Origin of the sequence: Streptomyces sp. NPDC098781, assembly GCF_044759995.1 — a bacterium.
Taxonomy (GTDB): domain Bacteria; phylum Actinomycetota; class Actinomycetes; order Streptomycetales; family Streptomycetaceae; genus Streptomyces.
Map to the genome: position 1 here is coordinate 600,259 of NZ_JBIWAK010000003.1, position 23,674 is coordinate 623,932.

Consider the following 23,674-nt stretch of genomic DNA (forward strand, 5'->3'; position numbering starts at 1 on the left):
GGGGCTCTCGCCCGGACCAGGGAGCGAGGCCGCAGCCGTATGACGACTCCTGCCGACGCCCCGGCCCGGGCACTGCTGCGCTCTGCGACCCGGCACAGCGCGGCCCGTACGGCGGCCCTGTGCCTGGTGAGCACGGCCGCGACCGGCGCCGGGCTGCTGCTGCCCCTGGCGCTCGGCCGCACGCTGGACCTTCTACTGACCGGCGCCCCCGCGACGCGCTGGGTGCTGTACTGCGCCGGACTCGTGCTGTCGCTCGCCCTGTTGGACGCGTGCCAGAGCGTCCTGGTCGGCACGGTGGACGCCCGGACCACCGCCTGGCTGCGCGGCCGGCTGACCCGGCATGTGCTCGCCGTGGGCCCACGGGCCACCGCCCGCTTCGGGTCCGGCGACCTGGTGGCACGGCTCGTCGGCAACGCCGCGCAGGCGGGCACCGCTCCCGCCGCCCGTGCCGCGCTGGTCGCCGCGTTCGCCGGACCGGTCGGGGGCATCGTCGCCCTCGCGCTGATCGACCCGTGGCTCGCCGCCGTGTTCCTGGCCGGGGCTCCGGTGCTGGCGCTGCTGCTGCGGGCCTTCGCCCGCGACACCTCCCGCTGTGCGACGCGCTACCAGCAGGAACAGGGGCGGATCGCCGCCGCTCTCGCCGAGGCCGTCGACGGTCACCGCACCATCGCGGCGGCGGGCACGGCCGACCGGGAGACGGCACGGATCCTGCGCCCGCTGCCCGAACTCTCCCGCGCCGGGCACCTCATGTGGCGGGTGCAGGGCCGGGCCGCCGCCCGCGCGATCGCCGTGGCCCCGCTCCTCCAGCTCGGCGTGGTCGCCGTGGCCGGGGTCCTGCTCGCCCGGCACCGGCTGACCGTCGGCGAGGTGCTCGCCGCCTCCCGCTACGCGGTGCTGGCGACCGGCGTCGGCATGCTCGTCGCCCAGCTCGCCGGTGTGGCCCGCGCCCGGGCGGCGGCCGGACGCCTCGGCGAGGTGGTCACCGAGCCCGCCCCGGCCTATGGCGGACGCCGGCTGCCGCCCGGCCCGGGCCGGCTGGAGCTGCGCGGGGTGAGCTTCCGGCGCGGCGGACACACCGTGCTGGACGGCGTCGACCTCGTCGTCCCCGGCGGGACCACCCTCGCGCTGGTCGGCCGCTCCGGCACGGGCAAGTCGCTGCTCGCCGCGCTGGCCGGGCGGCTGGCCGACCCGGACGACGGCGAGGTCCTGCTCGACGGGGTGCCGCTGGGCGAGCTGACCCACGACGAGCTGCGGCGCGCCGTCGCCTACGCCTTCGAACGCCCCGTCCTGCTGGGCCGGACCGTCGAGGACGCGATCGGGCTCTCCCTGCCCGCCCCCTCCCCCGCGCTCGTCCGGCAGGCCGCGCGCACCGCCCGCGCCGAGGACTTCGTGTCCCGGCTGCCGAAGGGCTACGCCACCTCCCTGACCGACGCCCCGCGCTCCGGCGGCGAGTCCCAACGCCTCGGTCTCGCCCGGGCGTTCGCGCACAGCGGGCGGCTGCTGATCCTCGACGACGCCCTGTCCAGCCTCGACACGGTGACGGAGGCCCGCATCGCCGAGGCCCTGGCCGACGCCGGCTCGTCGGCCACCCGGCTGCTGATCGCCCACCGGGCGGTCACGGCCGCGCGGGCCGACGCGGTGGCCTGGCTGGACGGCGGCCGGGTGCGAGCGGTGGGGCGGCACGAGGAGCTGTGGGGGATCACGGCGTACCGGGAGACGTTCGGCGCGGAGCCGGTGACCGAGGAGGTGTCCTCATGACCGGCCGGCTCCACGCGCGCGGGTTGCGCTTCCTGGTGGCGCGGTGGCGGGTTCTCGTTCGGCTCGGCCTGTGGTCCGTGCTGGAGAGCGGGCAGAGCTTCCTCATCGGGTACGCCCCGGCGCGCGCCCTGGACGACGGGTTCCTGCACGGCCGTACGGCGACCGGGCTCGTGTGGCTGGCGGTCGCGGGGCTCGGCGTCGTGGTCGGCGCGTTCGGCACGGCTCGTGTGTACGCGGCGGTCGCGGCGCTGGTGGAGCCGCTGAGGGACGGGCTCGTGCGGCGAGTGGTCGGGCGCGGGGTGCGCGAGGCGGACCGGGGTGCGCTGTCCCGGCTCACCCAGCAGGTGGAGATCGCGCGGGACACCTTCGCCGGGCTGGTGATGGTGTCACGGTCGTTCGTGTTCACCGCGGCCGGGGCGCTGGTGGGTCTGTTCTCGCTCGCCCCGCTGCTGCTGCTCGTCGTCCTGCCTCCGCTGGCCGCCGGGGTGGGCCTGTTCGCGGCGACGCTGCGCCCCCTGGCCCGCCGCCAGGAGGAGTTCCTCACCGCCGACGAGGCCCTCGCCGACCGGCTCGGCACCGTCTGCCCGGGGCTGCGGGACATCACGGCGACCGGAGCGGAGGAGCGGATGTCCGCCGACGTCGACGGCCTGGCGGGCGCCGAGGCGCGGGCCGCCCGTTCCCTCGCCCGCTTCGGCGTCGTACGCGTGGCCGCCCTCGCGCTCGGCGGACACCTGCCGATCGTGCTGCTGCTCGCTTCCGCGCCCTGGCTGCTGCGTCAGGGCGTCACGACCGGCGCCCTGGTCGGCGCCCTGACCTATGTCTCCCAGTCCCTCCTGCCCGCGCTGCACAACCTCGTCCACGGCCTGGGCACGAGCGGCTCACGGCTGGCCGTGGTGCTGCGGCGACTGGCGCCGGAGGAGGCCGGAAGCGATGCGGTGACCTCGGCGCCGCGCGATGCCGAGCGCTCGGAGACCGAGCCGCCCCCGCCGCCCTCCGCGCCTTGCGCCCTCACCCTCTCCCGCGTCACCTTCGCCTACGGCCCGGCCTCGGTCCCGGTGATCGACGATCTCGACCTCAGCCTCCCCGCCGGCTCCCATCTGGCCGTCGTCGGCCCGAGCGGCATCGGCAAGTCCACGCTGACCGCACTGGTCGCCGGCCTGTTGCGGCCCGGGCGTGGCACGATCCGGGTGTGCGGGGAGGCGGTGCCGACGCCGGAGGCGCTCGGGCGGCGCGTGCTCATTCCGCAGGAGGCGTACGTGTTCACCGGCAGCCTCGCCGAGAACCTCGCGCACCTGCGACCGGATCCCGTCCCCGAGGCCGAGTTGCTCGCGGCCGCCGAGGCGGTCGGGCTGGTGCCGCTGCTCGAATCACTCGGCGGGCCGCGGGGAGGGGTGGATCCCGCCGCGCTGTCCGCGGGCCAGCGGCAGTTGATCGCGCTGACCCGGGCCTATCTGTCGCACGCCCCGCTCGCGCTGCTCGACGAGGCGACCTGCCACCTCGACGCGGTGGCGGAGGAACGCGCGGAGCGCGCCTTCGCGGCCCGGCCCGGCGGCAGCCTGGTGGTCGTCGCCCACCGCATCAGCTCGGCCCGCCGCGCCGACCGGGTGCTGATGATGGACGGCCGGGACACGGCGTACGGCACCCACGACGAGCTCGTCCGGTGCTCGCCGCGCTACCGGGCACTCGTCGGCGCCTGGACCGCCGTACCGCGCGACCTGTCACAGCCAGCCCTCGCCCTGGGAGATCCGGATGGCGTCGATGCGGTTGCGGGCCCCGGTCTTGCGGGTGATGGACGCCATGTAGTTGCGCACGGTCCCGTTCGACAGGTGCAGGCTCCCCGCGATCTCCGCGACGGAGGCTCCGCCCGCGGCGAGGGATAACACGCTGAGCTCCCGTCGGGTCAGCGGCATCTCGGCGGCCTTGAGGAAGCCGAAGCCCAGCGAGTCGTCGACGAAACGTTCACCCTCGGCGACGCGGCGGATCGCGCGCACCAGCCGGTCCGGCGAGCCCTCCTTGTCGACGTAACCCAGCGCCCCCGCCTCCAGGGCACGCTTGAGCAGCCAGGGCCGCTTCGCGCTCGCGAGCACGAGAAGGTGCGGCGGGTTCATGCCCGCGTCCCGTACCCGCAGCTCGCCGAGCGGCGGTACGCCGTTCGTCTCCGAACTCTCCAGGTCCGCCGCGCAGACGTCCGGTCGCACCGAGCGCACCCGGGAGGGCGCGCTGTGCCAAGGCGCGTCGTACACCCCCAGGTCCGGTTCTCTGCGCAGCCACTCCGCAAGCACCGATCGCACCAGACACGCGTCGTGCACCACCAGGACACGGATCACCGCTGCCCCCCTCCAGCCCGCCGTTCGCCGCGTTCATCTCTCTCATGGTCTTGAGCGCGTGCCCCATTGTTGGCGTTTGCGACAGCCCACGGGCGCGAAGATCCGGCCATCAGGGTGCGTGGGGGCGCACGCGCGGCGCCCGTACGCCGTGACGCGCATCGATTGTGGGGGCATGGGGGTGCCGTCGAGGGGTAAGGCGACGCTGTCCCGGACGGGGAGCGAGCGCACCGGGGACCCTCGGCCGGTCTCCTGGCCGCTCGCCGTGCGCGGTGAGCCCGAAAGAGGGAGATTTGAGCCCTGGGACCGTCGCACGGCTCCGCGGAGGAGGTGGTCGGCGTGTCCGACGGGCAGACGTCCCTCCAGGCACCGGCCGCCGCGAGGAATCGGGTCGGCCGCCCTCTGCTGTCGCTGGCGCTGGCCTCGATGATGGACGAGGTGCAGGCACACGCCGGTGCGGTGTACCTGCTGTCGGCCGACGAACCGGTGCTGGAGATGGCGGTGATGGCGGGGCTGCCCAGGGCGTTCGCGGCACCCTGGGAGCGGGTCGGGCTGAGCGCCCCGATCCCGGTCGCCGAGGCGGTGCGCGAGCGGCGGCTCGTCTGGGTCGGGGGCGAGGAGGACATGGCGGCCCGGTATCCGCGGATCGCGGTCGTGCTGCCGTATCCGTTCGCGCTGGCCGCGCTGCCCGTGGCCACCGGGACCGCCGCCTACGGCTCGATCTTCGTGACCTGGCCCGGTTCGCACCCTCCGGAGCTGTCGGAGCGGGACCGGGAGCATCTGACGGCCGCCGCCAGACGGCTCGCGGTGCGCCTGGAGCGCGCGATCGAGGCGAGCCGTCCGCCGCTGCCGGAGCCCGATCTGCTCGCCGGGCCGGCCTCCGGCCTGTTCGGCACGGTGGAGGCGGCGCGCATGGCGGCGCGGCTGCCGTACGGGCTGTGCTCGCTCGATCTGCACGGCCGGGTCAGCTACGCCAACCCCGCCGCGGCCGAGCTGATCGGCGTCCCCGTCGCCGGGCTGCTCGGCAACCAGCTGTGGGCGTCGGTGCCCTGGCTCAACGACCCCGTGTACGAGGACCGCTACCGGGCGGCACTGCTGAGTCAGCAGGCCACGTCGTTCGTGGCGCTGCGCCCGCCGGGCGACTGGCTGTCCTTCCGTATGTATCCGAGCACGACCGGGCTGAGCGTGCGCATCAGCAGGGCGCGCGCGGTGGCGGAGATGGCCCGCCGGGGGCCGCAGCCCGGCGACGCGCCGTCCCGGCTGGTGACGATCTCGCAGGTGCTGAGCCTGGCCGGGGCGCTGACCGAGGCGGCGAGCGTGCAGGACGTGGTGCAGCTCGTCGCGGACGAGATCGTGCCGGCCGTCGGCAGCCAAGCGCTGGTCGTGCTGGGTTCGCGGTCGGGCAGGCTGCATGTGCTCGGCCACCGCGGCTACCGCGACCCGCATGTCGTCGAACGGTTCGACGGCATGCCGCTGGCCGAAAGAACCCCCGGCGCACACGCGTTGAGCACCGGTGTGCCCGCCTTCTTCGAGTCGCAGCAGCAGTTGGAGCGGCTGTACCCGGCGCGGTACGCGACCCCCGACGGCTTCGCGGCCTGGGCGTATCTGCCGCTCATCGCCTCCGGCCGGGGTCGGCACCTGTGTGCTGGCCTACGCCGAGCCGCATCCCTTCCCGGCGGACGAGCGCGCGGTCCTGACCAGCCTGGGCGGGCTCATCGCGCAGGCGCTGGAGCGCGCTCAGCTCTACGACGCCAAGCACCAGCTGGCGCACGGTCTTCAGGCCGCGTTGCTCCCGCACACCTTGCCGACGCTGACCGGCATCGAGGCGGCGGCCTGCTATCTGCCCGCCACCCGGGGCATGGAGATCGGCGGCGACTTCTACGACCTGGTGCCGACCGACGAGGGGCTGACGGCGGCGGTCATCGGGGATGTGCAGGGCCACAACGTCACGGCGGCCGGGCTGATGGGGCAGATCCGCACGGCCGTACGGGCGTACACGACCGTGGGTCACGCGCCGGAGGAGGTCATGCGCAGCACCAACCGGCTGCTGATCGAGCTCGGCTCCGACCTGTTCGCCAGCTGTCTGTATCTACGCCTGGATCCGCAGCGCGGGCGGGTGGTGATGGCCCGGGCCGGGCATCCGCCACCGCTGCTGAGGCGGCCGGACGGGCGGGTACGGGTGCTCGACCTCGCCGGTGGCCCACTGCTCGGCATCGACGGCTCCCCGACCTATCCGACGACGGAGTTCGACCTCACGCCCGGCTGTCTGCTCGTCCTCTACACCGACGGGCTGGTCGAATCCCCCGGCGTCGACATCGAGGACGCGCTCGCCGATCTCGGACGGCTGCTGACGGAGGCCGGGGAGCGGCCCCTGGACGAGCTGGTGAACCTGCTCGTGGAGTACAGCGGGTCGGTGCGGGAGCGGGTCGACGATGTGGCGGTGCTGTTGTTGCGGGCCGGCGGCTGAGCGGGGTCGCGCGTGGCGGCGGCCGATGTGCCGGGTGCGGGGCATGCCCAGCGGACCGGGCCGGCCGCGGTGGCTTCGGCGACGAGGCGCTCGACCTCCTCGGTGGGGCCGCCGACGACGATCTGTTCCGGCGCGTTGCGGTTGCAGATCACCACGTCGGTGCGCTGGGCGAGCAGTTCGCTCACCCGCTCCTCGGAGGCGGCGACCGCGGCCATCGCACCGGCGTCGAATCCGGGGTCCTGAGGCGGCGCCATCGCCTTGCCGCGGGCCCGGGCCAGCGCGAAGAACGCCTCGTCGGTGAGGGCTCCGGCGGCCCACAGTGCGGTGAGTTCGCCGAAGCTGTGGCCGAGGAACCCCTCGGGTTGGATGCGTGCGTACCCGCACCCTCCCGGACACGCAGCGGTCCGACCCTCCCGCCGGAGGGCCGGACCACGTTCACGTCCGGGCCGAGGACCCGGGCCGGATCACCAGGATCCGTGTGGGGTCGCCCGGGTGTCGGCTACCGGGGCGTCAGTTCCCGACGCCGTTGCCGACGATCTCGCCGAGACCGTTGCCCGTGCCGTCGGCGTTGCCGTTGCCGACCTCTTCACCGGCACCGGCTTCCTCACCGGCGCCGGCCTCTTCGCCCGCCCCGGCCTCTTCACCGGCGCCGGCCTCTTCACCGGCGCCGGCTTCTTCACCGGCGCCGGCTTCTTCGCCCGCGCCCGCTTCCTCGCCGGCACCGGCCTCGTCACCGGCGCCCGCGCCGCCGCCCGCGGCGTCGCCGAGGGTCGCGCCGACCGCTTCCAGGGCGGTGGTCACCGGCTGGAAGAAGGTCTCGCCGCCGACCGTGCAGTCACCGCTGCCGCCGGAAGTCAGGCCGATCGCCAGCCCGTCCTGGGTGAACAGGGAGCCGCCGCTGTCGCCGGGCTCGGCGCAGACATCGGTCTGGATGAGCCCGGTGACGGTGCCCTCCGGGTAGTTCACGGTCGCGTCGAGTCCGAGGACCTGACCGTCGCTCAGGCCGGTGGTGCTGCCCATCCGGAAGACCTGGAGGCCGACCTCGGCCTCCGCGGCCTGGCTGATCGCGACGGTCTGGTCGCCGAGGTTGACCTCGCTGGGGGCCTCGGTCGCCGGGTCGTCGTACTTCACCAGCGCGAAGTCGCCGTCGCCGGGGAAGGTGGCCTGGTCGACGGTGGCGATGGGCTGACCGCCCTCGGCGTCCGACCACTGTTCCGCCGCGACGCCGCAGTGACCGGCCGTCAGGAAGGCGGGGGTGCCGTCGCCCGCGGTGACGTTGAAGCCCGCGGAACAGCGTGAGCCGCCGGCGAAGATGGCGTCGCCACCGGAGAGGAACGTCTTGAAGGTGCCTGCCGACTTCTTGATGGTCGCCATGCCCGAGCCGAGGCTGCCGACGGTCGACTCCAGCTGGTCCCAGTTGTCGCCGGTGACGGTGCTGTCGGCGGTGACGAGGATCTTGTTCGTTCTGGGGTCGACCGCCCACGCCGTGCCCGGGATGGTCGCCTCGGACTTCAGCGTCTGCGCCCCGGACGCGAGCTCGTCGAGGCTGTTCTCGACCTCACGGACCTTCGCGCCGGCCTTCTTGGCCTGGACGATCACGTTGTTGTTGTCGCCGGGGACGACGTTGACGACGAGCTGGTTGCTGTCGGCGTCGTAGTAGGAGCCGGCGAAGGCCTCGCCGAGCAGGCCCGCGAGCTGCGAGGCGAGATCCGAGGCGTCCTCCGCCTTCAGGGTCTTGGGGGCCGCGGTGTCGTCCGACGCGCCGTCCTGGGACGCGTTCGCGTTCGGCAACAGAATCGCGGCCGCTCCGAGCGCCACCACGCTGCCCGCTGCTATCGCGACCTTGCGCTTCGGCATTCGCTTGTGACTCAAACTTCTCGACCTCCTGGGGGACGGGGTCTGTGCCGCCGTGAGCGGCAGCTGTTCGGGGCGCCTGGTTGGCCATGGGTACGCACGAGCCGGGTGGGGCGTTCAATTCCGTTTGCGGGCAACCGACTCGGGACACCTATCCAGCCAAGGAACTCGTCCGCGCGGCCGGCGGCGGGAACAATCCCCCATATGACGATGACCACCGCCGAAGCCGACAAGATCCTCTCCGCCAACTTCGCCCCCTGGGTGCTCCGCCTGGGCCTGACCGTCGAGACCGTCGAGGATCACCGCGCGATCCTGCGCATGCCCTGGTCGCAGGAGCTGGCACGGGAGGGCGGCGCACTGTCGGGGCAGGCGCTGATGGCCGCCGCCGACACCGCCACCGTGATCGCCGTGTCCGCCGCGCGCGGGGCGTACGGGCCGATGACGACGGTGCAGCAGTCGACGTCGTTCCAGCGCGCGGTGATCGGTTCGGATGTCCTGATCGAAGCGGTCGTGACCAAGCTGGGCCGCCGAATGGCGTTCGCCGACATCACGATGACCGACGAGAGTTCGGGAGACATCGCGGCCCGGGCGAGCACGGTGTACGCCCTGCTGGGCTGACACGGTCCGCTACCGATCGGTAACGATCGGTTGTGAACTCGTAGCGGAATCCAAGCTTCAACGAATCCGCACATTCAATACTCAACGAAGTCACCGGGGCCGTGGGTTCTGCACATCCCCCTACCGCCGGTTACGTCATTGGGACGGGAGTGTCGGATTCGCCGCTCCCGTGCCCGAGCACCGGCGGGCCGACGCAACCACCCTTCCGAGCCGATGCTGTGACGCATGTGAAGAAGTCGCCGACGAGACGTGCGCGCATCTGCACGGTTCGCGGCCGGTGGGACCCAAGTGCCCTGGTGAGGCGGATGTTTGATTGGAAGCCCGCACCCGCCGCGTGCTTTGATCCATCGCACCGCGGGGGCAACGAACGGTTCCCGGAGACGGGCGCCGGACGCCCGCGGTCGCGGCCGTCATCTGTCCCCAGAGGGGGCCGCTCCCCCTTGTGAAATACCCATTAGGAAGGGAAGTTCCATCATGAACTCCACCCCCCAGGTTGCGACCGTCGAGATCTCCGACGCCGAGCTCGACAACGTCTCCGGTGGCCTTCAGGTCAACGCCGTGAACGGTGCCCTCGACGCTGTCAACGGCATTGCCCCGGTTTCCGGCCTGGTCGACACGGTCGTCGGCACCGTGGAGGGTGTCACCGGCCTGAACACCGCCCCGGTCACGAACCTGGTCGCCGGTCTCTGATCGCGCCTTTGTAACCGCTGAGTCCCGGAGCCTTTCCCCGGCTCCGGGGCTCTTCGGGTGCCGGAAAACGATCCGGCGCCGCCCAGCAGCACGACCGGCCCACGCGCGCCGGTCTCCACTCATCAGCAGGTGAGGGAAAGTTCCGTGCAGTTCCGCCAACAGGCCCTCGCCAAGCTCCAGTCACCGGAGGAGCTCGATCTTCCGGTGCGCTTCGCCCGCCCTCAGGGCTGGCTGGTCCTCTCCGTGACCGTGGCCGTCATGGCCGCCGCGTCCGTCTGGGCGGTGACCGGCTCGGTCACCTCCACCGTCGGCGCACCCGCCGTCCTCACACACGGCCAGGGCAGCTACATCCTCCAGAGCCCGGTGGCCGGACAGGTCACCGCCGTCCTCGTGAAGCAGGGGCAGCAGCTGCCGGCCGACTCCCCCGTGCTGAAGGTCCGCACCGCCAAGGGCGAGACGGTCGTGCGCACGGTCGCCGCCGGCCGGGTCACCGCGCTCGCCGCGACCATCGGGCAGATCATCGCCACCGGAGCGAACGTCGCCGCCGTCGAGAAGGTCGCCCGCACGAAGGACCCCCTCTACGCCACGGTGTACGTCCCCGCCGAGAACGCGGCCTCCATCCCCGAGGACGCGGCCGTGGACCTCACCGTGCAGTCGGTGCCCACCCAGGAGTACGGCGTGCTGCGCGGCCATGTGAAGTCGGTGGACCGCTCGGCGCAGTCGGCCCAGCAGATCGCCGCGTTCCTCGGCGACAACCAGCTGGGCGAGCAGTTCACCAAGGACGGCCGCCCGGTGGCCGTACTGGTACGGCTGGACCGGAAGAAGAGCACCGAGAGCGGCTACAAGTGGTCGTCCGCCGACGGGCCGCCGTTCTCCCTCACCTCCATGACCATGGCCGACGCCTCGATCCGGCTGGCCGACCAGCGTCCCGTCGACTGGCTGCTGCCGTGAGCGCCGCGCAGGACACCCGCGGCCGGCGCCGCGCCGCCCCGCCGAAGCGTCCCGTGCCCAAGGGCAGGGCGAAGACCGTCCGCACACCCACCGTGCTCCAGATGGAGGCCGTGGAGTGCGGCGCCGCCTCCCTGGCCATGGTGCTCGGCCACTACGGCCGCCATGTCCCGCTGGAGGAGCTGCGCATCGCGTGCGGTGTCTCCCGGGACGGCTCGCGCGCCAGCAACCTGCTGAAGGCGGCCCGCAGTTACGGCCTGACGGCCAAGGGCATGCAGATGGACACGGCGGCCCTCGCCGAGGTGAAGACGCCGGCCATCCTGTTCTGGGAGTTCAACCACTACGTCGTCTACGACGGCATGGGCCGCCGCTTCGGCCGCCGGGGCGTGTACATCAACGACCCCGCCAAGGGCCGCCGTTTCGTGCCGATGGAGGACTTCGACGGCAGCTTCACCGGCGTCGTCCTGGTGATGGAGCCCGGCGAGGACTTCTCCCGAGGCGGGCGCAAACCGGGCGTACTGGGCGCGATGCCGGCCCGTCTGCGCGGCACCGCCGGCACGATGCCCGCCGCCGTCCTGGCGAGCCTGCTCCTGGTCGTGGTCGGCGCGGCGGTCCCCGCCCTGAGCCGCACCTACATCGACATGTTCCTCATCGGCGGCCAGACCTCCCTGCTGGGCGTGCTGTTCGCCTCGATGGGCACCTGCGTCGCCCTCACCCTCGTGCTGACGTGGCTGCAACAGACGAACCTGCTGCGCGGCCGCATCATCTCCTCGACCCTGTCCAGCGCCCGCTTCCTGCGCCATCTGCTGCGGCTGCCGGTGACGTTCTTCTCCCAGCGCAGCCCGGCCGACCTGGTGCAGCGCCTCCAGTCGAACGACGCGGTGTCGGAGACCCTGGCCCGCGATCTCGCGGCTGCGGGCGTGGACGCGGTGGTGGTCGTCCTGTACGCGATCCTCCTCTACACCTACGACCCCCAGCTCACCTTCGTCGGCATCGGCGTCGCCCTGCTGAACGTGGTCGCCATGCGCGTCGTCATCCGCCTGCGCGCCACCCGTACCGCGAAGCTGCGCGCGGACAGCGCCCGCCTCACCAACACCGCCTACACCGGTCTTCAGCTGATCGAGACGATGAAGGCGACCGGCGGGGAGGACGGCTACTTCCGCAAATGGGCCGGACAGCACGCCACCACGCTGGAGGAACAGCAGCGGCTCGGCGTGCCGAGCGCCTGGCTCGGCGTGGTCGCACCCACGCTCGCCACGCTCAACAGCGCGCTCATCCTCTGGATCGGCGGCATGCGCGCGGTCGAGGGCGGCATATCCGTCGGCCTGCTGGTCGCCTTCCAGGCCCTGGTCACCCGGTTCACGGCCCCGATCACCCGGCTCAACGGAGTCGCGGGCCGCATCCAGGACTTCGCCGCCGACGTGGCCCGGCTGAAGGACGTCGAGAACTTCGAGGCGGATCCGCTGTACGGCCGTCCCGGCTCCGGCGAGTCGACGCGCCGGCTGCACGGCCATGTGGAGCTTCAGAACATCACCTTCGGCTACAGCCCGCTGGACAAGCCGCTGCTCACCGGCTTCGACCTCACGGTCGGCCCCGGCCAGCAGGTGGCCCTGGTCGGTGGCTCCGGCAGCGGCAAGTCGACGGTCTCCCGGCTGATCTCGGGCCTGTACGCCCCCTGGGAGGGCGTCATCCGCATCGACGACCAGCGCATCGAGGACATCCCGCGCGGCGCCCTCGCGGCCTCCGTCTCCTTCGTCGACCAGGAGGTGTTCCTGTTCGAGGGCACCGTCCGCGACAACGTGGCGCTGTGGGACCCGTCGATCCCGGACGACGCCGTGGTGGACGCGCTGCGCGACGCGGCGCTGTACGACGTGGTGATGCGCCGCCCCGGCGGCATCCAGAGCAAGGTCGAGCAGGACGGCCGCAACTTCTCCGGCGGTCAGCGTCAGCGCCTGGAGATCGCGCGGGCGCTGGTGCGCCGCCCGAGCATCCTGGTCCTCGACGAGGTCACCAGCGCGCTGGACGCGGAGACCGAGCAGGTCGTGATGGACAACCTGCGCAAGCGCGGCTGTGCCTGTGTGGTGATCGCGCACCGGCTCAGCACCGTGCGCGACAGCGACGAGATCGTCGTACTCCAGCACGGCACGATCGTGGAACGCGGACGGCACGAGGACCTCGTCGCGCGCGGCGGGGCGTACGCGGCACTGGTCAAGGAGCGGTGAGATGACCTCCGTCCACGAGGGTGACCTCGTCCTCGACGCGCTCGGCCAGATGGGCACCCGCGTCGACTGCGCCGGCCTCAACCGCCTGGACCTCGAAGGCCCGCAGGTGCTGTGGCTGGTGGCGTCCGGCGCCGTGGACCTGTTCGCGGTCGACGCCGGGCAGCAGGGCCACTGGCACCATCTGGGCCGGCTGGAGGCGGGCTCGCTGCTGCTCGGCCCGGTCGCCGGGCCCCAGCACACGCTGGTCGCCCGGCCGCTCAGGGACTGCGTCGTGCACCGCATCGGGCTGCGCGAGCTGTACCAGCCCGCGAACACCCAGACGTGGTCGTACGACGAGTACGGCAACCCGCAGTACATCCCGCCGACGACGAGCCCGCTGGAGTACGCGCTCGCGCTCGGTGTCGGCCGGAGCCTGTCCATCCTGTTCCAGGCGCCGATGGCGAACGAGCGGGCCGCGGAGATCACCGACGACGACGTCTTCTGGATGCAGGTGCCGCCGGGCAGCGTGCAGTACGGCTCGCTGTACGGCGCGGAGGCCGCCGCCGATCTGCTGATGGACCCGGCGGTCTGGCAGTCCATGGTCGACCAGCAGTACCGCCTGCTGACCACGCTGGACCGCTGGATCGAGCAGCTGGAGCGCACACACGAGACGCGTACCGCGGCGGGCATCAAAGCGGGCGAGGCGGTGCGGGCGCAGGCGGACCGGACGCTGTTGGCGTCCATCGGCAAGCGCGGCGACAAGCGCACCACGGCCGCCGACGCCGACGCCACCTTCGCGGCCTGCAAGCTGGTCGCCGAGGCGGCCGGGATCACGCTGGCCGAGCCGGCGCAGGGCGGTACCGAGAGCGACCGGCTCGACCCGGTGGAGCGGGTGGCCATCGCCTCACGGGTGCGCGCCCGGGCCGTACGCCTCGACGGACGGTGGTGGCGGGACAACATCGGCCCGCTGGTGGGCCATCGGGCACTGTCGGGCGCGCCGGTGGCGCTGCTGTGGCGGCGCGGCGGCTATGTCGCCGTCCATCCGGCGACCGGTCGTGAGACGCCGATCGAGAAGGCCAACGCGGAGGAGTTCGAGCCGCGTGGGGTGATGTTCTACCGTCCGCTGCCCGACCGCGCGTTGAGCCCGGTGCGGTTGCTGCGGTTCAGCATGCAGGGCACCGGGGGCGACCTCGCCAACCTCCTGGTCAGTGGTCTGGTGACCGTCGCGATCGGTGCGCTGGTGCCGATCGCGACCGGCAAGGTGCTGGGCGAGTTCGTGCCGAAGGCGCAGACCGGACTGATCGTGCAGTTCTGTCTGGCCGTGATGATCAGCAGTGTCGTGGCCGCCGCGTTCATGCTGTTGCAGAACCTGACGATCCTGCGCCTGGAGGGCCGGATCGAGGCGACGCTCCAACCGGCCCTGTGGGACCGGCTGCTGCGGCTGCCGACGAAGTTCTTCACCGAGCGCTCGACCGGCGAGCTGGCGAGCCAGGCCATGGGCATCAGCGCGATCCGCCGGCTGATGGCGGGCGTGGGGCCGGTCGTCGCGTCGTCGGTGACGGTCGGCGCGATGAACCTGGCGCTACTGTTCTGGTACAGCGTGCCGATGGCGCTGGCGGCGATCGGCATGCTCGTCGTCATCGCCGCCGTGTTCCTGGGGCTCGGGCTCTGGCAGGTGCGCTGGCAGCGGCGGCTGGTGGTGCTCGGCAACAAGCTGAACAACCAGGCGTTCCAGACCCTGCGCGGGCTGCCGAAGCTGCGGGTCGCGGCGGCGGAGAACTACGCCTACGCCGCCTGGGCCTCCCAGTTCGCGCGCAGCCGTGAGCTCCAGCAGAAGGTGGGGCGGATCAAGAACCTCACCACCGTGATGGGCGCGGTGTATCTGCCGCTGTGCACGCTGCTGATGTTCATGCTGCTCGCCGGACCGGCACGCGGGTCGATGTCGGCGGCGGCCTTCCTCACCTTCAACACCTCGGTGACGATGCTGCTGACCTCGGTCACCCAGCTGACCGGCTCGTTCGTGTCGGCGGTGGCCGCGCTGCCGCTGTTCGAGGAGATCAAGCCGGTGCTGGAGGCCACGCCGGAGGTGCGCACGGCGAGCACCCGGCCCGGTCCGCTGACCGGGGCCATGGAGGCACGCCGGCTGTCCTTCCGGTACTCCGACGACGGCCCGCTGGTCCTCGACGACGTGTCCTTCGACATCCGTCCGGGCGAGTTCGTGGCGATCGTCGGGCCGAGCGGCTGCGGCAAGTCGACCCTGCTGCGGCTGCTGATCGGCTTCGACAAACCGGTGTCGGGCAGCGTGCTGTACGACGGCCAGGATCTGGCGGCGCTCGACCAGTCGGCCGTGCGCCGGCAGTGCGGGGTCGTGCTCCAGCACGCCCAGCCGTTCACCGGGTCGATCATGGACGTCATCTGCGGGACCGAGCCGTACACGCCGGAGGAGGTCATGGCGGCGGCCGAGATGGCGGGCCTCGCCGAGGACATCAAGCGGATGCCGATGGGACTGCACACCATCGTCTCGGGCAGTGGCGCGGTCTCCGGCGGACAGCGCCAGCGTCTGATGATCGCCCAGGCGCTGATCCGCCGGCCGCGCATCCTGTTCTTCGACGAGGCGACCAGCGCCCTCGACAACGAGACCCAGCGCGTGGTCATCGAGAGCACCAGGGCCCTCAACGCCACCCGAGTCGTCATCGCGCACCGCCTGTCCACGGTGCTGGACGCCGACCGCGTCATCGTGATGGAGGACGGCAAGGTGGCCCAGCAGGGCCCGCCCGCGCAGCTCCTCGCGGATGTGCACGGGCGGCTGCACGAGCTGGTGCGACGCCAGCTGGCCTGAGCCGTCAGGCGTCCACGCCCGGCACGGGGGCGCCGGCGGGGAAGCCGGCGGCGACATAGCCGTCGTAGATCCCCTTCCAGGGTGCCTCGGCTCCGGCGTGCGGTCCCTCGAACCGTCCCCCGCGCGCGTGTGCGTCCAGGGCGGTCAGGCAGACCTCCCAGCCGGCGCCGTTGCGGGCGGCGGTGTTCTCGGCGACGAGGACGTTGGTGAGCGTGAAACGGGTACGGCCGTCGTCCAGGGTCTCCAGGTCGAAGTGCAGTTCGTCGCCGCCCCATTCGAAGGACAGGTGCCGGGGCTCGTCGACGGCGATGACCCGGCCGGTGGAGTCCGCCATGTTCGGGTCGCCGCCGAACTTGATCGTGCCGCCGGGGCGCAACTCGATCTCGGCGCGGGAGGGGAACCAGTGGGCCAGTTCGTCGACGTCGGTCACGAACTGCCAGACCCGCTCGACGGGGTGGTCGTAGGTACGGCTGAAGCGGACGGCCGGGCGACCGTCGTCGAGGGTCAGATAGGTGCCGGTGAGATCGGCGTTCATGGTGGATCAGTCCTTCGTGGTGGGTCCCTCGGGGTCGTTCGGGATGTCCTTCGGCGTCTCCCGCGACGTCTCGTCGAGGCGCCGGCCCAGGGCGTCCAGGCTCCGGTTCCACAGTGCGCGGTAGGGAGCCAGCCAGGCGTCGAGCGCGGCCATCGGGGCGGGATCGAGGGCGTAGACGCGTCGCTGCGCGTCCTGCCGCACCCGCACCAGACCGGCCTCGCGCAGCACCTTCAGATGCTTGGAGGTGCTCGGCTGACTCAGCCCGCACTCCTCCACGATCTCCCCGACGGACCTCGGCCGCTCCACGAGCAGCGCGACGATGGCCCGCCGATGGGGGTCGGCGAGGGCGCTCCAGAGGGGGGCGTCGTCGGACATGACTCCAATATGCCTCGACGGTTATATTCCCGTCAAGGAATAGGCCATGGTCAGGGGCGTCAGTCGTTTGCCCTGCACCCATGCAGGTACACGCGACGACATACAGGCGGCCACCCGCACGACGAAAGGAGCTCGCCGTGTCCGACGACAAGGAGCAGGACGAGGAGCGCCCCGACACGGCGCTCGAAGGAGATCACCGACGCCGAACGGCGGGCCACGGACTCCGCCGAGCAGCGGCGCCACCAGGGCGAGTCCGGCGAGGCGATCACTCCGAACACGAAGGCCCAGGAGGAGTCCGAGGGCGACCGTGGAACGACCGCTCAGCCGTAGCGTCAAGCCCTATGGGTGAAATTCACCAGGTCGAGTGAACTAGATCTTGCGCGCGGCGCCGCAGGGATGCTTGGCCTCGCCTTCGGGTATCAACCCGGATCAAATGCGCCCCTGCCGAGGTGGAGCGGACATGACGCCGGACGCCGACGACCGCGCCCCCCATCCGACCGAGGAACTGGCCGCGAACCTCTCCCGGTCCGCGACACCCCCGGCGAACGACCACGCCCGCACCCGCATATCCGGCGCGTTCACGGTGGTCGAGGTCACGGGCGAGATCGACCTGGCGACGGAGGTGTTCCTCGCCGAACATCTGAACGCGGCGGCACTGAGGCCGGAGGCGGACGTGCTGGTCGATCTGCGGCGGGCGGCCTTCTTCGACTGCTCGGGGCTGCGCGCCCTGTGCCGGGCCGAGAGCCGGGCCAGGGAACACGGCGGCCGGCTACGGGTCGTGTCGGACGCGCCACGGATCCGACGGCTGCTGCTCGGGGCGGGACTGCTGGGGCGCTTCCCCCTCCTCCCCGGAATCCCCGGGGAGGACGGGTGACGCCTCGGTGGACCGAGGTGCCGGCCGGGCGGCCCCACTCCGCCCGACCGACCCCCGATGCGAGATCGCAGGGTCTCCTCGGCAGGGCTCACACTCCCCATCCGCGAGCCACCGCCGAACTGCACGGAACCGTGCGATCCCGGTCTCTCAGAACGCGAAGAGACTGACCCCGTAGGTGCTCTTCACGCACTCGTTGCCGAAGATGCGCTCATAGGAGACGCGTTGCCCCTGCCAGACCCCGTCGACCGTGACGATCACGGGATCGTACTGCTTGGTACACAGCACACCGTCCCTGCCTCTGAGGGCGTCGAAGTCGCCATTGGCCCCTCGCAGTTCGGCGCAGGCCGCGCCGGGGGCGGGATGGGTGCCCGAGGGCGTCGGTGCGCAGCTGAGTGTGACGGCGCGTGCCGGGGAGGACATGGTGGCGCTGTCGCCATGAGCCACGGTGAGCACCAGGGCCGAGGGGGCGTAGAGCGAGCGAGGGGCGGCGTCCGGGGCGGCCTGGGCGGATCCGGTGACCGTTCCGCAGACGGCGGTGGCCGTCAGAGCGAGGGTTGCTGCCCAGCGCGCGGTGTTCCGCATTGTGTGCATCCTTCCGCTTGATTCGAGGGTGATGTCGTCCGGCGCGATCGGTGCCGGAACGACGAGCGGGAGTCTGCCGAGTCCTGCTCCGAAACTCACATCGACACCACGGGTTTCAGTAACCTTGCGTATTGAATCAGTGGCGTGAAGTAACGGAGTTCGAACGTTCCAACGCCGAAACTTGGCGCCTCTTGATCGTTCCAACCCGCCGAGTGGCGTGTTTCCGCACGTTGATTAATAGGCCTGAAACATTCCGGTTGAGCCCTCGGCTGACACGTCCGCCATGCCCTTGCATTCGCCTCGGGCTGGAGTAATTCTGATTACATGATTACTAACGAGCAACGAAAGAAGCTGCGCGGCTGGTTCGCCGGCCGCCTGCCGGACGACCTCTTCGAGGAGCTGACCGAGGTCACGGTCGACCGGGAGGAGATCACGGTGATCGGCCGCATCCCCGAACCCCACCTGGCCGAGGGCGTCTCGGCCACCGAGCGGGAGGCGGCCGTGGAGGGCCGGATCCAGGAGTTCCGCGAGCGCACCCGGGAGGCCCGGATCGAGGTGGCCCGGGAGGCGGAGCGCCGGTTCGACAGGAAGGTGTCGTGGGGAGTGGACTGCGGCGCCGAACGCGCCCTGTTCACGCATGTCGCCGCGCCCGTCATGACCCGGCTTCGGCAGCCCGAGCGCGAGGTCCTGGACACCCTGATCGCCGGTGGCGTCGCCCGCAGCCGCAGCGAGGCTCTCGCCTGGTGCGTACGGCTGGTCCAGCGGCACACCGACGACTGGCTCGCCGAGCTGCGCGAGTCCCTGGAGAACGTGCACCGGGTGCGGGCACAGGGACCGGACACCGAAGCCGAGGACGCGCCCTCGGACACGTCCCCGGGCACCGAGTGAGGGAGGAATCGTCCAGTCACGGCAGTGAACATGGATGAACCGTCCTCTGGTGCGGATCTTCGGCACGGCCGTACGGTCTGCTGATCCCGCCAGGACGGCATCCGCGCTGCCCGCACACCCCAGCGGCAGGCGCCGGCCGTCATCCAAGCCGCGCCACAACGCGCTCCACCGCCCCGCCCCCGCTGGAGCCCCCGTGTCCCCTCAGCCCGAACTCCCCTCCCCCGCGCCCTCCTTGACGGAGGTCGAGTCCCACGGCGTCGACCGCATTCCCGACGCCGAGCGCACGGCGAGCCCGCTGGACCTGTTCCGCCTTGCCTTCGGCGGCGCCAACACCTTCTCCACCTGCGTCCTGGGCGCCTTCCCCATCCTGTTCGGCCTCTCCTTCTGGCAGGGCCTCGCGGCCACTCTGCTCGGAGTCGTCGCGGGCGCGCTGATCCTGTGCCCCATGGCCGTGTTCGGACCGGTCAACGGCACCAACAACGCCGTCTCCTCCTCCGCGCACCTCGGTGTGCACGGCCGCGTGGTCGGCTCGTTCCTGTCCCTGCTGACGGCGGTCGCGTTCTTCTCGATATCCGTGTGGAGTTCCGGGGACGCCCTGGTCGGCGGCGCGCACCGGCTCTTCGGCCTCTCGCGCGGCAACCTGTCGTACGTCGTGGCGTACGCCCTGTTCGCGGGGCTGGTTCTCGCGGTGTGCGTGTACGGCTTCCGTTTCATGCTGTTCGTCAACAAGATCGCGGTGCCTTCGGCGAGCGTGCTGTTCCTGCTCGGCGCGATCGCCTTCGCCGGTGACTTCGACCCGTCGTACGCGGGCGTGTTCACGGACTCCGCGGACGCGGCGACCCGATCGCTGTTCTGGCCGTCGTTCATCGGCGCGGCCCTCATCGTGCTGTCCAACCCCGTCTCGTTCGGGGCGTTCCTCGGTGACTGGTCGCGCTACATCCCGGCGGCCACCCCGCGCCGCAGGGTGATAGGAGCGGCGTTCCTGTCGCAGATCGCGACGCTGCTGCCGTTCGTCTTCGGGCTGGCGACCGCGAGCATCATCGCCGCGAAGGTCCCCGAGTACGTCGATCCGGCGGCGCCCGACTTCGTGGGCGGACTGCTGGCGATCTCGCCCGGCTGGTACTTCCTGCCGGTGTGTCTGCTGGCGCTGATCGGCGGCATGGCGACCGGGACAACCGCGCTGTACGGGACCGGTCTCGACTTCTCCTCGGTGTTCCCGCGTCTCTCGCGCGTGCAGGCGACCCTGCTGGTCGGCGCGTTGTCGATCGCGTTCATCTTCGTCGGGCGCTTCGGGTTCGACCTCGTGCAGTCGATCTCGACGTTCGCCACGATGATCATCACCTGCACCACACCCTGGATGGTCGTGATGATGCTGGGCTACTGGACCCGTCGCGGCTGGTACGACCCCGAGGCGCTCCAGGTCTTCAACCGGCGTCAGCGCGGCGGCCGTTACTGGTTCGCGCACGGCTGGAACTGGCGCGGCATGACGGCCTGGTGGGTGGCGGCGGTCGTCGGCGTGCTGTTCACCGACATCCCGGGACAGTTCGTCGGCCCGCTGGGCGATCTGGCGAACGGGGTGGACATCAGCCTGCCCCTGTCGCTGCTCGTGGCCGCGGTGCTGTACCTGGCGCTGCTCAGGGCGTTCCCCGAGCCGAGGGCCGTCTACGGGCCCGACGGTCCGCGACTCGCCCGGACCGTCGAGGTGGCGGTGCCGCCGACCACCGGGCCGGACGCGTTGTCAGTGCCGTCGGCTACGTTGCGGGCATGACCGACTTCGTGATGGTGGCAGGGGCATGGCTCGGCGCGTGGGCGTGGGACGAGGTGGCGGCCGACCTGCGCGCGGCCGGGCACGGCGTGCATCCGCTGACCCTGTCGGGCCTCGCCGAGAAGCAAGGGGTACGGGAACCGGGGCAGCAGACCCATGTCCAGGACGTCGTCGACGAGGTCGAGCGCCTCGATCCGCGGGATGTCGTCCTGGTCGGGCACAGCTACTCGGGTGTGCCGGTCGGGCAGGCCGCCGTCCGGATCGGTGACCGGCTCCGGCACGTGGTGCTGGTGGACGCCAATGCCCCCGTCGACGGGGAGTCGTTCCTGTCGGGCTGGCCGAGCGACGAGGTCCGGGCGGCGATCGCGGCGAACGGCGGATGCTGGCCGCCCCTCACGGCAGAGGAGTACGCCGGACAGGGTCTGACGGACGAGCAGATCGCCCGGATCGTCGAGGCCACCCCGCACCCGGGCGCCACCCTGACCGAACCGGCCGTCATGCCCCGCCCGTTGAACGAGGTCCCGGGCACCTACGTCAAATGCCTCCTCGACGGCGCGGAACCGTGGGGCGCCGCGGCCGAGCTCCTCAAGAGCGAGCGGTGGCGACTGGTGAACCTGGACACCGGCCACTGGCCGATGTTCTCCGAGCCGCACGCCCTGGCCCGCATCCTGCACGAGTCCGTGACCGCCCCCTGATCCACTCGCTGGCCTACCGGTCGGTATGGTCTGCGTACGGCGCGTTCTCAGTGACGAGAGGCGGGGTCAACGCATGGGCAAGCACTGGGCGGACTTCCAGTACGAGATCTATCTGAACGGGATGTCGGGGGCCGTACCCCGGCTCCCCACCGATCTGACCCGGCTGGAGGAGCTGACCGAGCAGCGCCTCGGACCCGGCCCCGTCGGCTATGTGGCGGGCAGCGCGGGCGACGGAAGCACCGCCCGCGCCAACCGGGCGGCCCTCGGCCGGCGCCGGATCGTGCCGCGCATGCTGCGGGACGTGCACGACCGGGACCTGTCCGTCGACGTGCTGGGTCGGGCCCTGTCCGCCCCGCTGGCGCTGGCACCGATCGGGGTGCTGTCGATCATGCACCCGGACGCCGAGTGCGCGGCCGCCCGCGCCGCCGCCGCACAGGGTGTGCCCTTCACCTTGTCCTCGGCGTCCAGCACACCCATGGAGCAGGTCGCGGAGGCGATGGGCGACGCCGAGCGCTGGTTCCAGCTGTACTGGCCGAAGGACCCGGAGGTGGCCCGGAGTTTCCTCGGCCGGGCGAAGGCGGCCGGGTTCACCGCGCTGGTCGTCACCCTGGACACCCCGATGCTGGCCTGGCGTCCGCGCGACCTCGACCAGGCGTATCTGCCCTTCCTGCACGGGGTGGGCACCGCCAACTACTTCTCCGACCCGGCCTTCCAGGCGGGCCTGGCCAAACCGGTGCACGAGGATCCGAACGCGGCCGTGATGCACTTCGTCGGCATGTTCTCCGACCCCGCCAAGACCTGGCCGGACCTGGCGTTCCTCCGGGAGAACTGGGACGGCCCGATCGTCCTGAAGGGCATCCTGCACCCGGACGACGCCCGTGCCGCCGCCGACGCCGGGATGGACGGGGTGATCGTCTCCAACCACGGCGGCCGCCAGGTGGCCGGCTCCGTCGGGGCGGCCGACGCGCTGCCCCGGGTCGTGGCGGCGGTCGGCGACCGGCTGACGGTGTTGTTCGACAGCGGTGTCCGCACCGGCGACGACGTGTTCAAGGCGCTCGCCCTCGGCGCGAAGGCGGTACTCGTCGGACGGCCGTACGCCTACGGGCTGGGCCTGGACGGGCAGGCGGGCGTCGAGCACGTCATCCGCTGTCTGCTCGCCGAGCTCGACCTCACCCTTGCCCTGTCCGGACACGCCACCCCCGCCTCGATCGGGCCCGCCGACCTCGTCGAGGAGTCCGCGTGACCGCCACGAAGAACGTCCTCGCCGTCGTATCGCCCCACGTGGGCGGCCGTGGCATCGGAGCCGGGCTCGCCTCGCTCTTCCCCGAGGAGGCGCGGGTCACCGTCGTCGAGGCGGCCGACGAGGATCCGGCGGCCCTGCGCTCCGCGCAGGTCGTCATCACCGCGCTCGCTCCCGTGACGGCCGAACACCTCGCCGCCGCACCGGAGTTGGAGCTGGTGCAGTGCGCGAGCCACGGTTTCGACTACGTCGACGTCGACGCGGCCCGCGAGCGCTCGGTGCGGGTGTGCAACATCGGCTCCAGCGGCGCCGAGGCGCAGAACGTGGCCGAGCAGACCTTCGCCCTCATGCTCGCCCTGGCCAAGCAGCTGATCCCCGCCCACACCGCGCTCGTTGACGCCGACTGGGCGCTCCCCCGATTGCAGAACTCGCTGACCGAGCTGTGCGGCAAGACGCTCGGCATCGTGGGCCTGGGCCAGATCGGCCGGGAAGTCGCGCGCCGCGCCGTCGCCTTCGACATGAACGTCGTGTACGCGGGCCGGCGCCGGCTGCCGCAGGAGACGGAGGCCGAGCTCGGCGGTGCCTGCCACGTCCCGCTGGACGAACTCCTGCGCACCGCCGACTACGTGTCCCTGCACGCCCCGCTCACCGACGAGACCCGCCAGTTGCTGAACGCCGAGCGGCTGGCACTGCTCAAGCCGACGGCGTTCGTCGTCAACACGGCGCGGGGCGCCCTGATCGACCAGGACGCCCTCGCGGACGCGCTGGAGAAGGGCGCCCTGGCCGGGGCGGGGATCGACGTCTTCGACCCCGAGCCGCCCACCCCGGCCCTGCGTCTGCTGCGCGCGCCGAACGTGGTGCTCTCGCCGCACGCGGGCGGCGTCACCCGCGAGACCCTGGTCCGTATCGCGCTCGCCGCCGTGCAGAACGTGCGCGACTTCCTGGCGGGCGGGAACCCGCGGGACGTCGTGAACCAGGGCTCGTAGCCGGGGCCTTCGGGGAAGCGAGCCGCGCTCCCTCG

General features: G+C 72.0%; 17 protein-coding genes and 3 pseudogenes. 14 read left to right on the forward strand and 6 right to left on the reverse strand.

What is annotated here, in order from left to right; genetic code table 11:
• The first annotated feature begins 39 nt into the window (after positions 1-39).
• Positions 40-1,758, forward strand: a complete 1,719-nt coding sequence (locus ACIQWG_RS14420) for an ABC transporter ATP-binding protein (RefSeq protein WP_404094738.1) — start codon at positions 40-42, stop codon at positions 1,756-1,758.
• Positions 1,755-3,638 (forward strand): ATP-binding cassette domain-containing protein, encoded by a 1,884-nt coding sequence (locus ACIQWG_RS14425; protein WP_404094741.1) that lies wholly within the window; start codon positions 1,755-1,757, stop codon positions 3,636-3,638. Before ACIQWG_RS14420 ends, ACIQWG_RS14425 begins: the two co-directional genes overlap by 4 nt.
• On the opposite strand, the pseudogene ACIQWG_RS14430 reads toward ACIQWG_RS14425, so the two are convergent.
• Positions 3,561-4,085, reverse strand: a pseudogene (locus ACIQWG_RS14430) (LuxR C-terminal-related transcriptional regulator); the annotation flags it as partial. The gene ACIQWG_RS14425 and the pseudogene ACIQWG_RS14430 overlap by 78 nt on opposite strands.
• Positions 4,086-4,412: 327 nt before the next feature.
• On the opposite strand from ACIQWG_RS14430, the pseudogene ACIQWG_RS14435 reads away from it, so the two are divergent.
• Positions 4,413-6,549, forward strand: a pseudogene (locus ACIQWG_RS14435) (SpoIIE family protein phosphatase).
• A 104-nt stretch (positions 6,550-6,653) separates the two neighbouring features.
• Here the strand turns inward: ACIQWG_RS14435 and ACIQWG_RS14440 are convergent.
• Positions 6,654-6,917 (reverse strand): annotated as a pseudogene (locus ACIQWG_RS14440) (acyltransferase domain-containing protein); the annotation flags it as partial.
• A gap of 142 nt (positions 6,918-7,059) precedes the next feature.
• A complete protein-coding gene (locus tag ACIQWG_RS14445; RefSeq protein WP_404094742.1) occupies positions 7,060-8,421 on the reverse strand; it encodes a S1 family peptidase in 1,362 nt (453 codons plus the stop codon).
• Between the two features lie 186 nt (positions 8,422-8,607).
• On the opposite strand from ACIQWG_RS14445, the gene ACIQWG_RS14450 reads away from it, so the two are divergent.
• The 5 genes from ACIQWG_RS14450 (at position 8,608) to ACIQWG_RS14470 (ending at position 15,699) form a co-directional block, all read left to right on the forward strand.
• Positions 8,608-9,021, forward strand: a complete 414-nt coding sequence (locus ACIQWG_RS14450; RefSeq protein ID WP_404094744.1) for a PaaI family thioesterase — start codon at positions 8,608-8,610, stop codon at positions 9,019-9,021.
• A 474-nt stretch (positions 9,022-9,495) separates the two neighbouring features.
• Positions 9,496-9,711, forward strand: a complete 216-nt coding sequence (locus ACIQWG_RS14455; RefSeq protein WP_404094746.1) for a type A2 lantipeptide — start codon at positions 9,496-9,498, stop codon at positions 9,709-9,711.
• A 144-nt stretch (positions 9,712-9,855) separates the two neighbouring features.
• Positions 9,856-10,662, forward strand: coding sequence for an HlyD family efflux transporter periplasmic adaptor subunit (locus ACIQWG_RS14460; protein ID WP_404094748.1), 807 nt, complete (start codon positions 9,856-9,858; stop codon positions 10,660-10,662).
• Complete coding sequence (locus tag ACIQWG_RS14465) at positions 10,659-12,881, forward strand: NHLP family bacteriocin export ABC transporter peptidase/permease/ATPase subunit (RefSeq protein WP_404094750.1); 2,223 nt, start codon at positions 10,659-10,661, stop codon at positions 12,879-12,881. The genes ACIQWG_RS14460 and ACIQWG_RS14465 overlap by 4 nt, the downstream gene beginning before the upstream one ends.
• A 1-nt stretch (position 12,882) precedes the next feature.
• Positions 12,883-15,699 (forward strand): NHLP bacteriocin export ABC transporter permease/ATPase subunit, encoded by a 2,817-nt coding sequence (locus ACIQWG_RS14470; protein WP_404094753.1) that lies wholly within the window; start codon positions 12,883-12,885, stop codon positions 15,697-15,699.
• Positions 15,700-15,703: 4 nt separating this feature from the next.
• Here the strand turns inward: ACIQWG_RS14470 and ACIQWG_RS14475 are convergent, their stop codons facing one another.
• Positions 15,704-16,234: an SRPBCC family protein gene (locus ACIQWG_RS14475; protein WP_404094756.1), complete on the reverse strand. Its 531-nt coding sequence runs from the start codon at positions 16,232-16,234 to the stop codon at positions 15,704-15,706.
• Between the two features lie 6 nt (positions 16,235-16,240).
• Complete coding sequence (locus ACIQWG_RS14480; protein WP_404094758.1) at positions 16,241-16,609, reverse strand: ArsR/SmtB family transcription factor; 369 nt, start codon at positions 16,607-16,609, stop codon at positions 16,241-16,243.
• A gap of 460 nt (positions 16,610-17,069) precedes the next feature.
• Between ACIQWG_RS14480 and ACIQWG_RS14485 the strand changes: the two genes are divergently transcribed.
• Positions 17,070-17,483 (forward strand): STAS domain-containing protein, encoded by a 414-nt coding sequence (locus ACIQWG_RS14485; protein ID WP_404094761.1) that lies wholly within the window; start codon positions 17,070-17,072, stop codon positions 17,481-17,483.
• 147 nt (positions 17,484-17,630) lie between these two features.
• Here the strand turns inward: ACIQWG_RS14485 and ACIQWG_RS14490 are convergent, their stop codons facing one another.
• Complete coding sequence (locus tag ACIQWG_RS14490) at positions 17,631-18,065, reverse strand: subtilase-type protease inhibitor (RefSeq protein WP_404094763.1); 435 nt, start codon at positions 18,063-18,065, stop codon at positions 17,631-17,633.
• A 324-nt stretch (positions 18,066-18,389) separates the two neighbouring features.
• Here ACIQWG_RS14490 and ACIQWG_RS14495 point away from each other — a divergent pair, with 324 nt between their 5' ends.
• The 5 genes from ACIQWG_RS14495 (at position 18,390) to ACIQWG_RS14515 (ending at position 23,639) form a co-directional block, all read left to right on the forward strand.
• Positions 18,390-18,953 carry a hypothetical protein gene (locus ACIQWG_RS14495; protein WP_404094766.1) on the forward strand — a complete coding sequence of 188 codons (564 nt, stop codon included), beginning with the start codon at positions 18,390-18,392 and terminating at the stop codon, positions 18,951-18,953.
• 193 nt (positions 18,954-19,146) lie between these two features.
• Positions 19,147-20,721 carry a purine-cytosine permease family protein gene (locus ACIQWG_RS14500; protein WP_404094769.1) on the forward strand — a complete coding sequence of 525 codons (1,575 nt, stop codon included), beginning with the start codon at positions 19,147-19,149 and terminating at the stop codon, positions 20,719-20,721.
• On the forward strand, positions 20,718-21,413 hold the full coding sequence (locus ACIQWG_RS14505; protein WP_404094772.1) for an alpha/beta fold hydrolase: 696 nt from the start codon (positions 20,718-20,720) through the stop codon (positions 21,411-21,413). Before ACIQWG_RS14500 ends, ACIQWG_RS14505 begins: the two co-directional genes overlap by 4 nt.
• 73 nt (positions 21,414-21,486) lie before the next feature.
• Positions 21,487-22,656, forward strand: coding sequence for a lactate 2-monooxygenase (locus tag ACIQWG_RS14510; RefSeq protein WP_404094774.1), 1,170 nt, complete (start codon positions 21,487-21,489; stop codon positions 22,654-22,656).
• The gene (locus tag ACIQWG_RS14515) at positions 22,653-23,639 is read left to right on the forward strand and encodes a 2-hydroxyacid dehydrogenase (RefSeq protein ID WP_404094777.1); all 987 of its coding nucleotides are present in this window, start codon (positions 22,653-22,655) and stop codon (positions 23,637-23,639) included. Before ACIQWG_RS14510 ends, ACIQWG_RS14515 begins: the two co-directional genes overlap by 4 nt.
• The last annotated feature ends 35 nt before the right edge of the window (positions 23,640-23,674 follow it).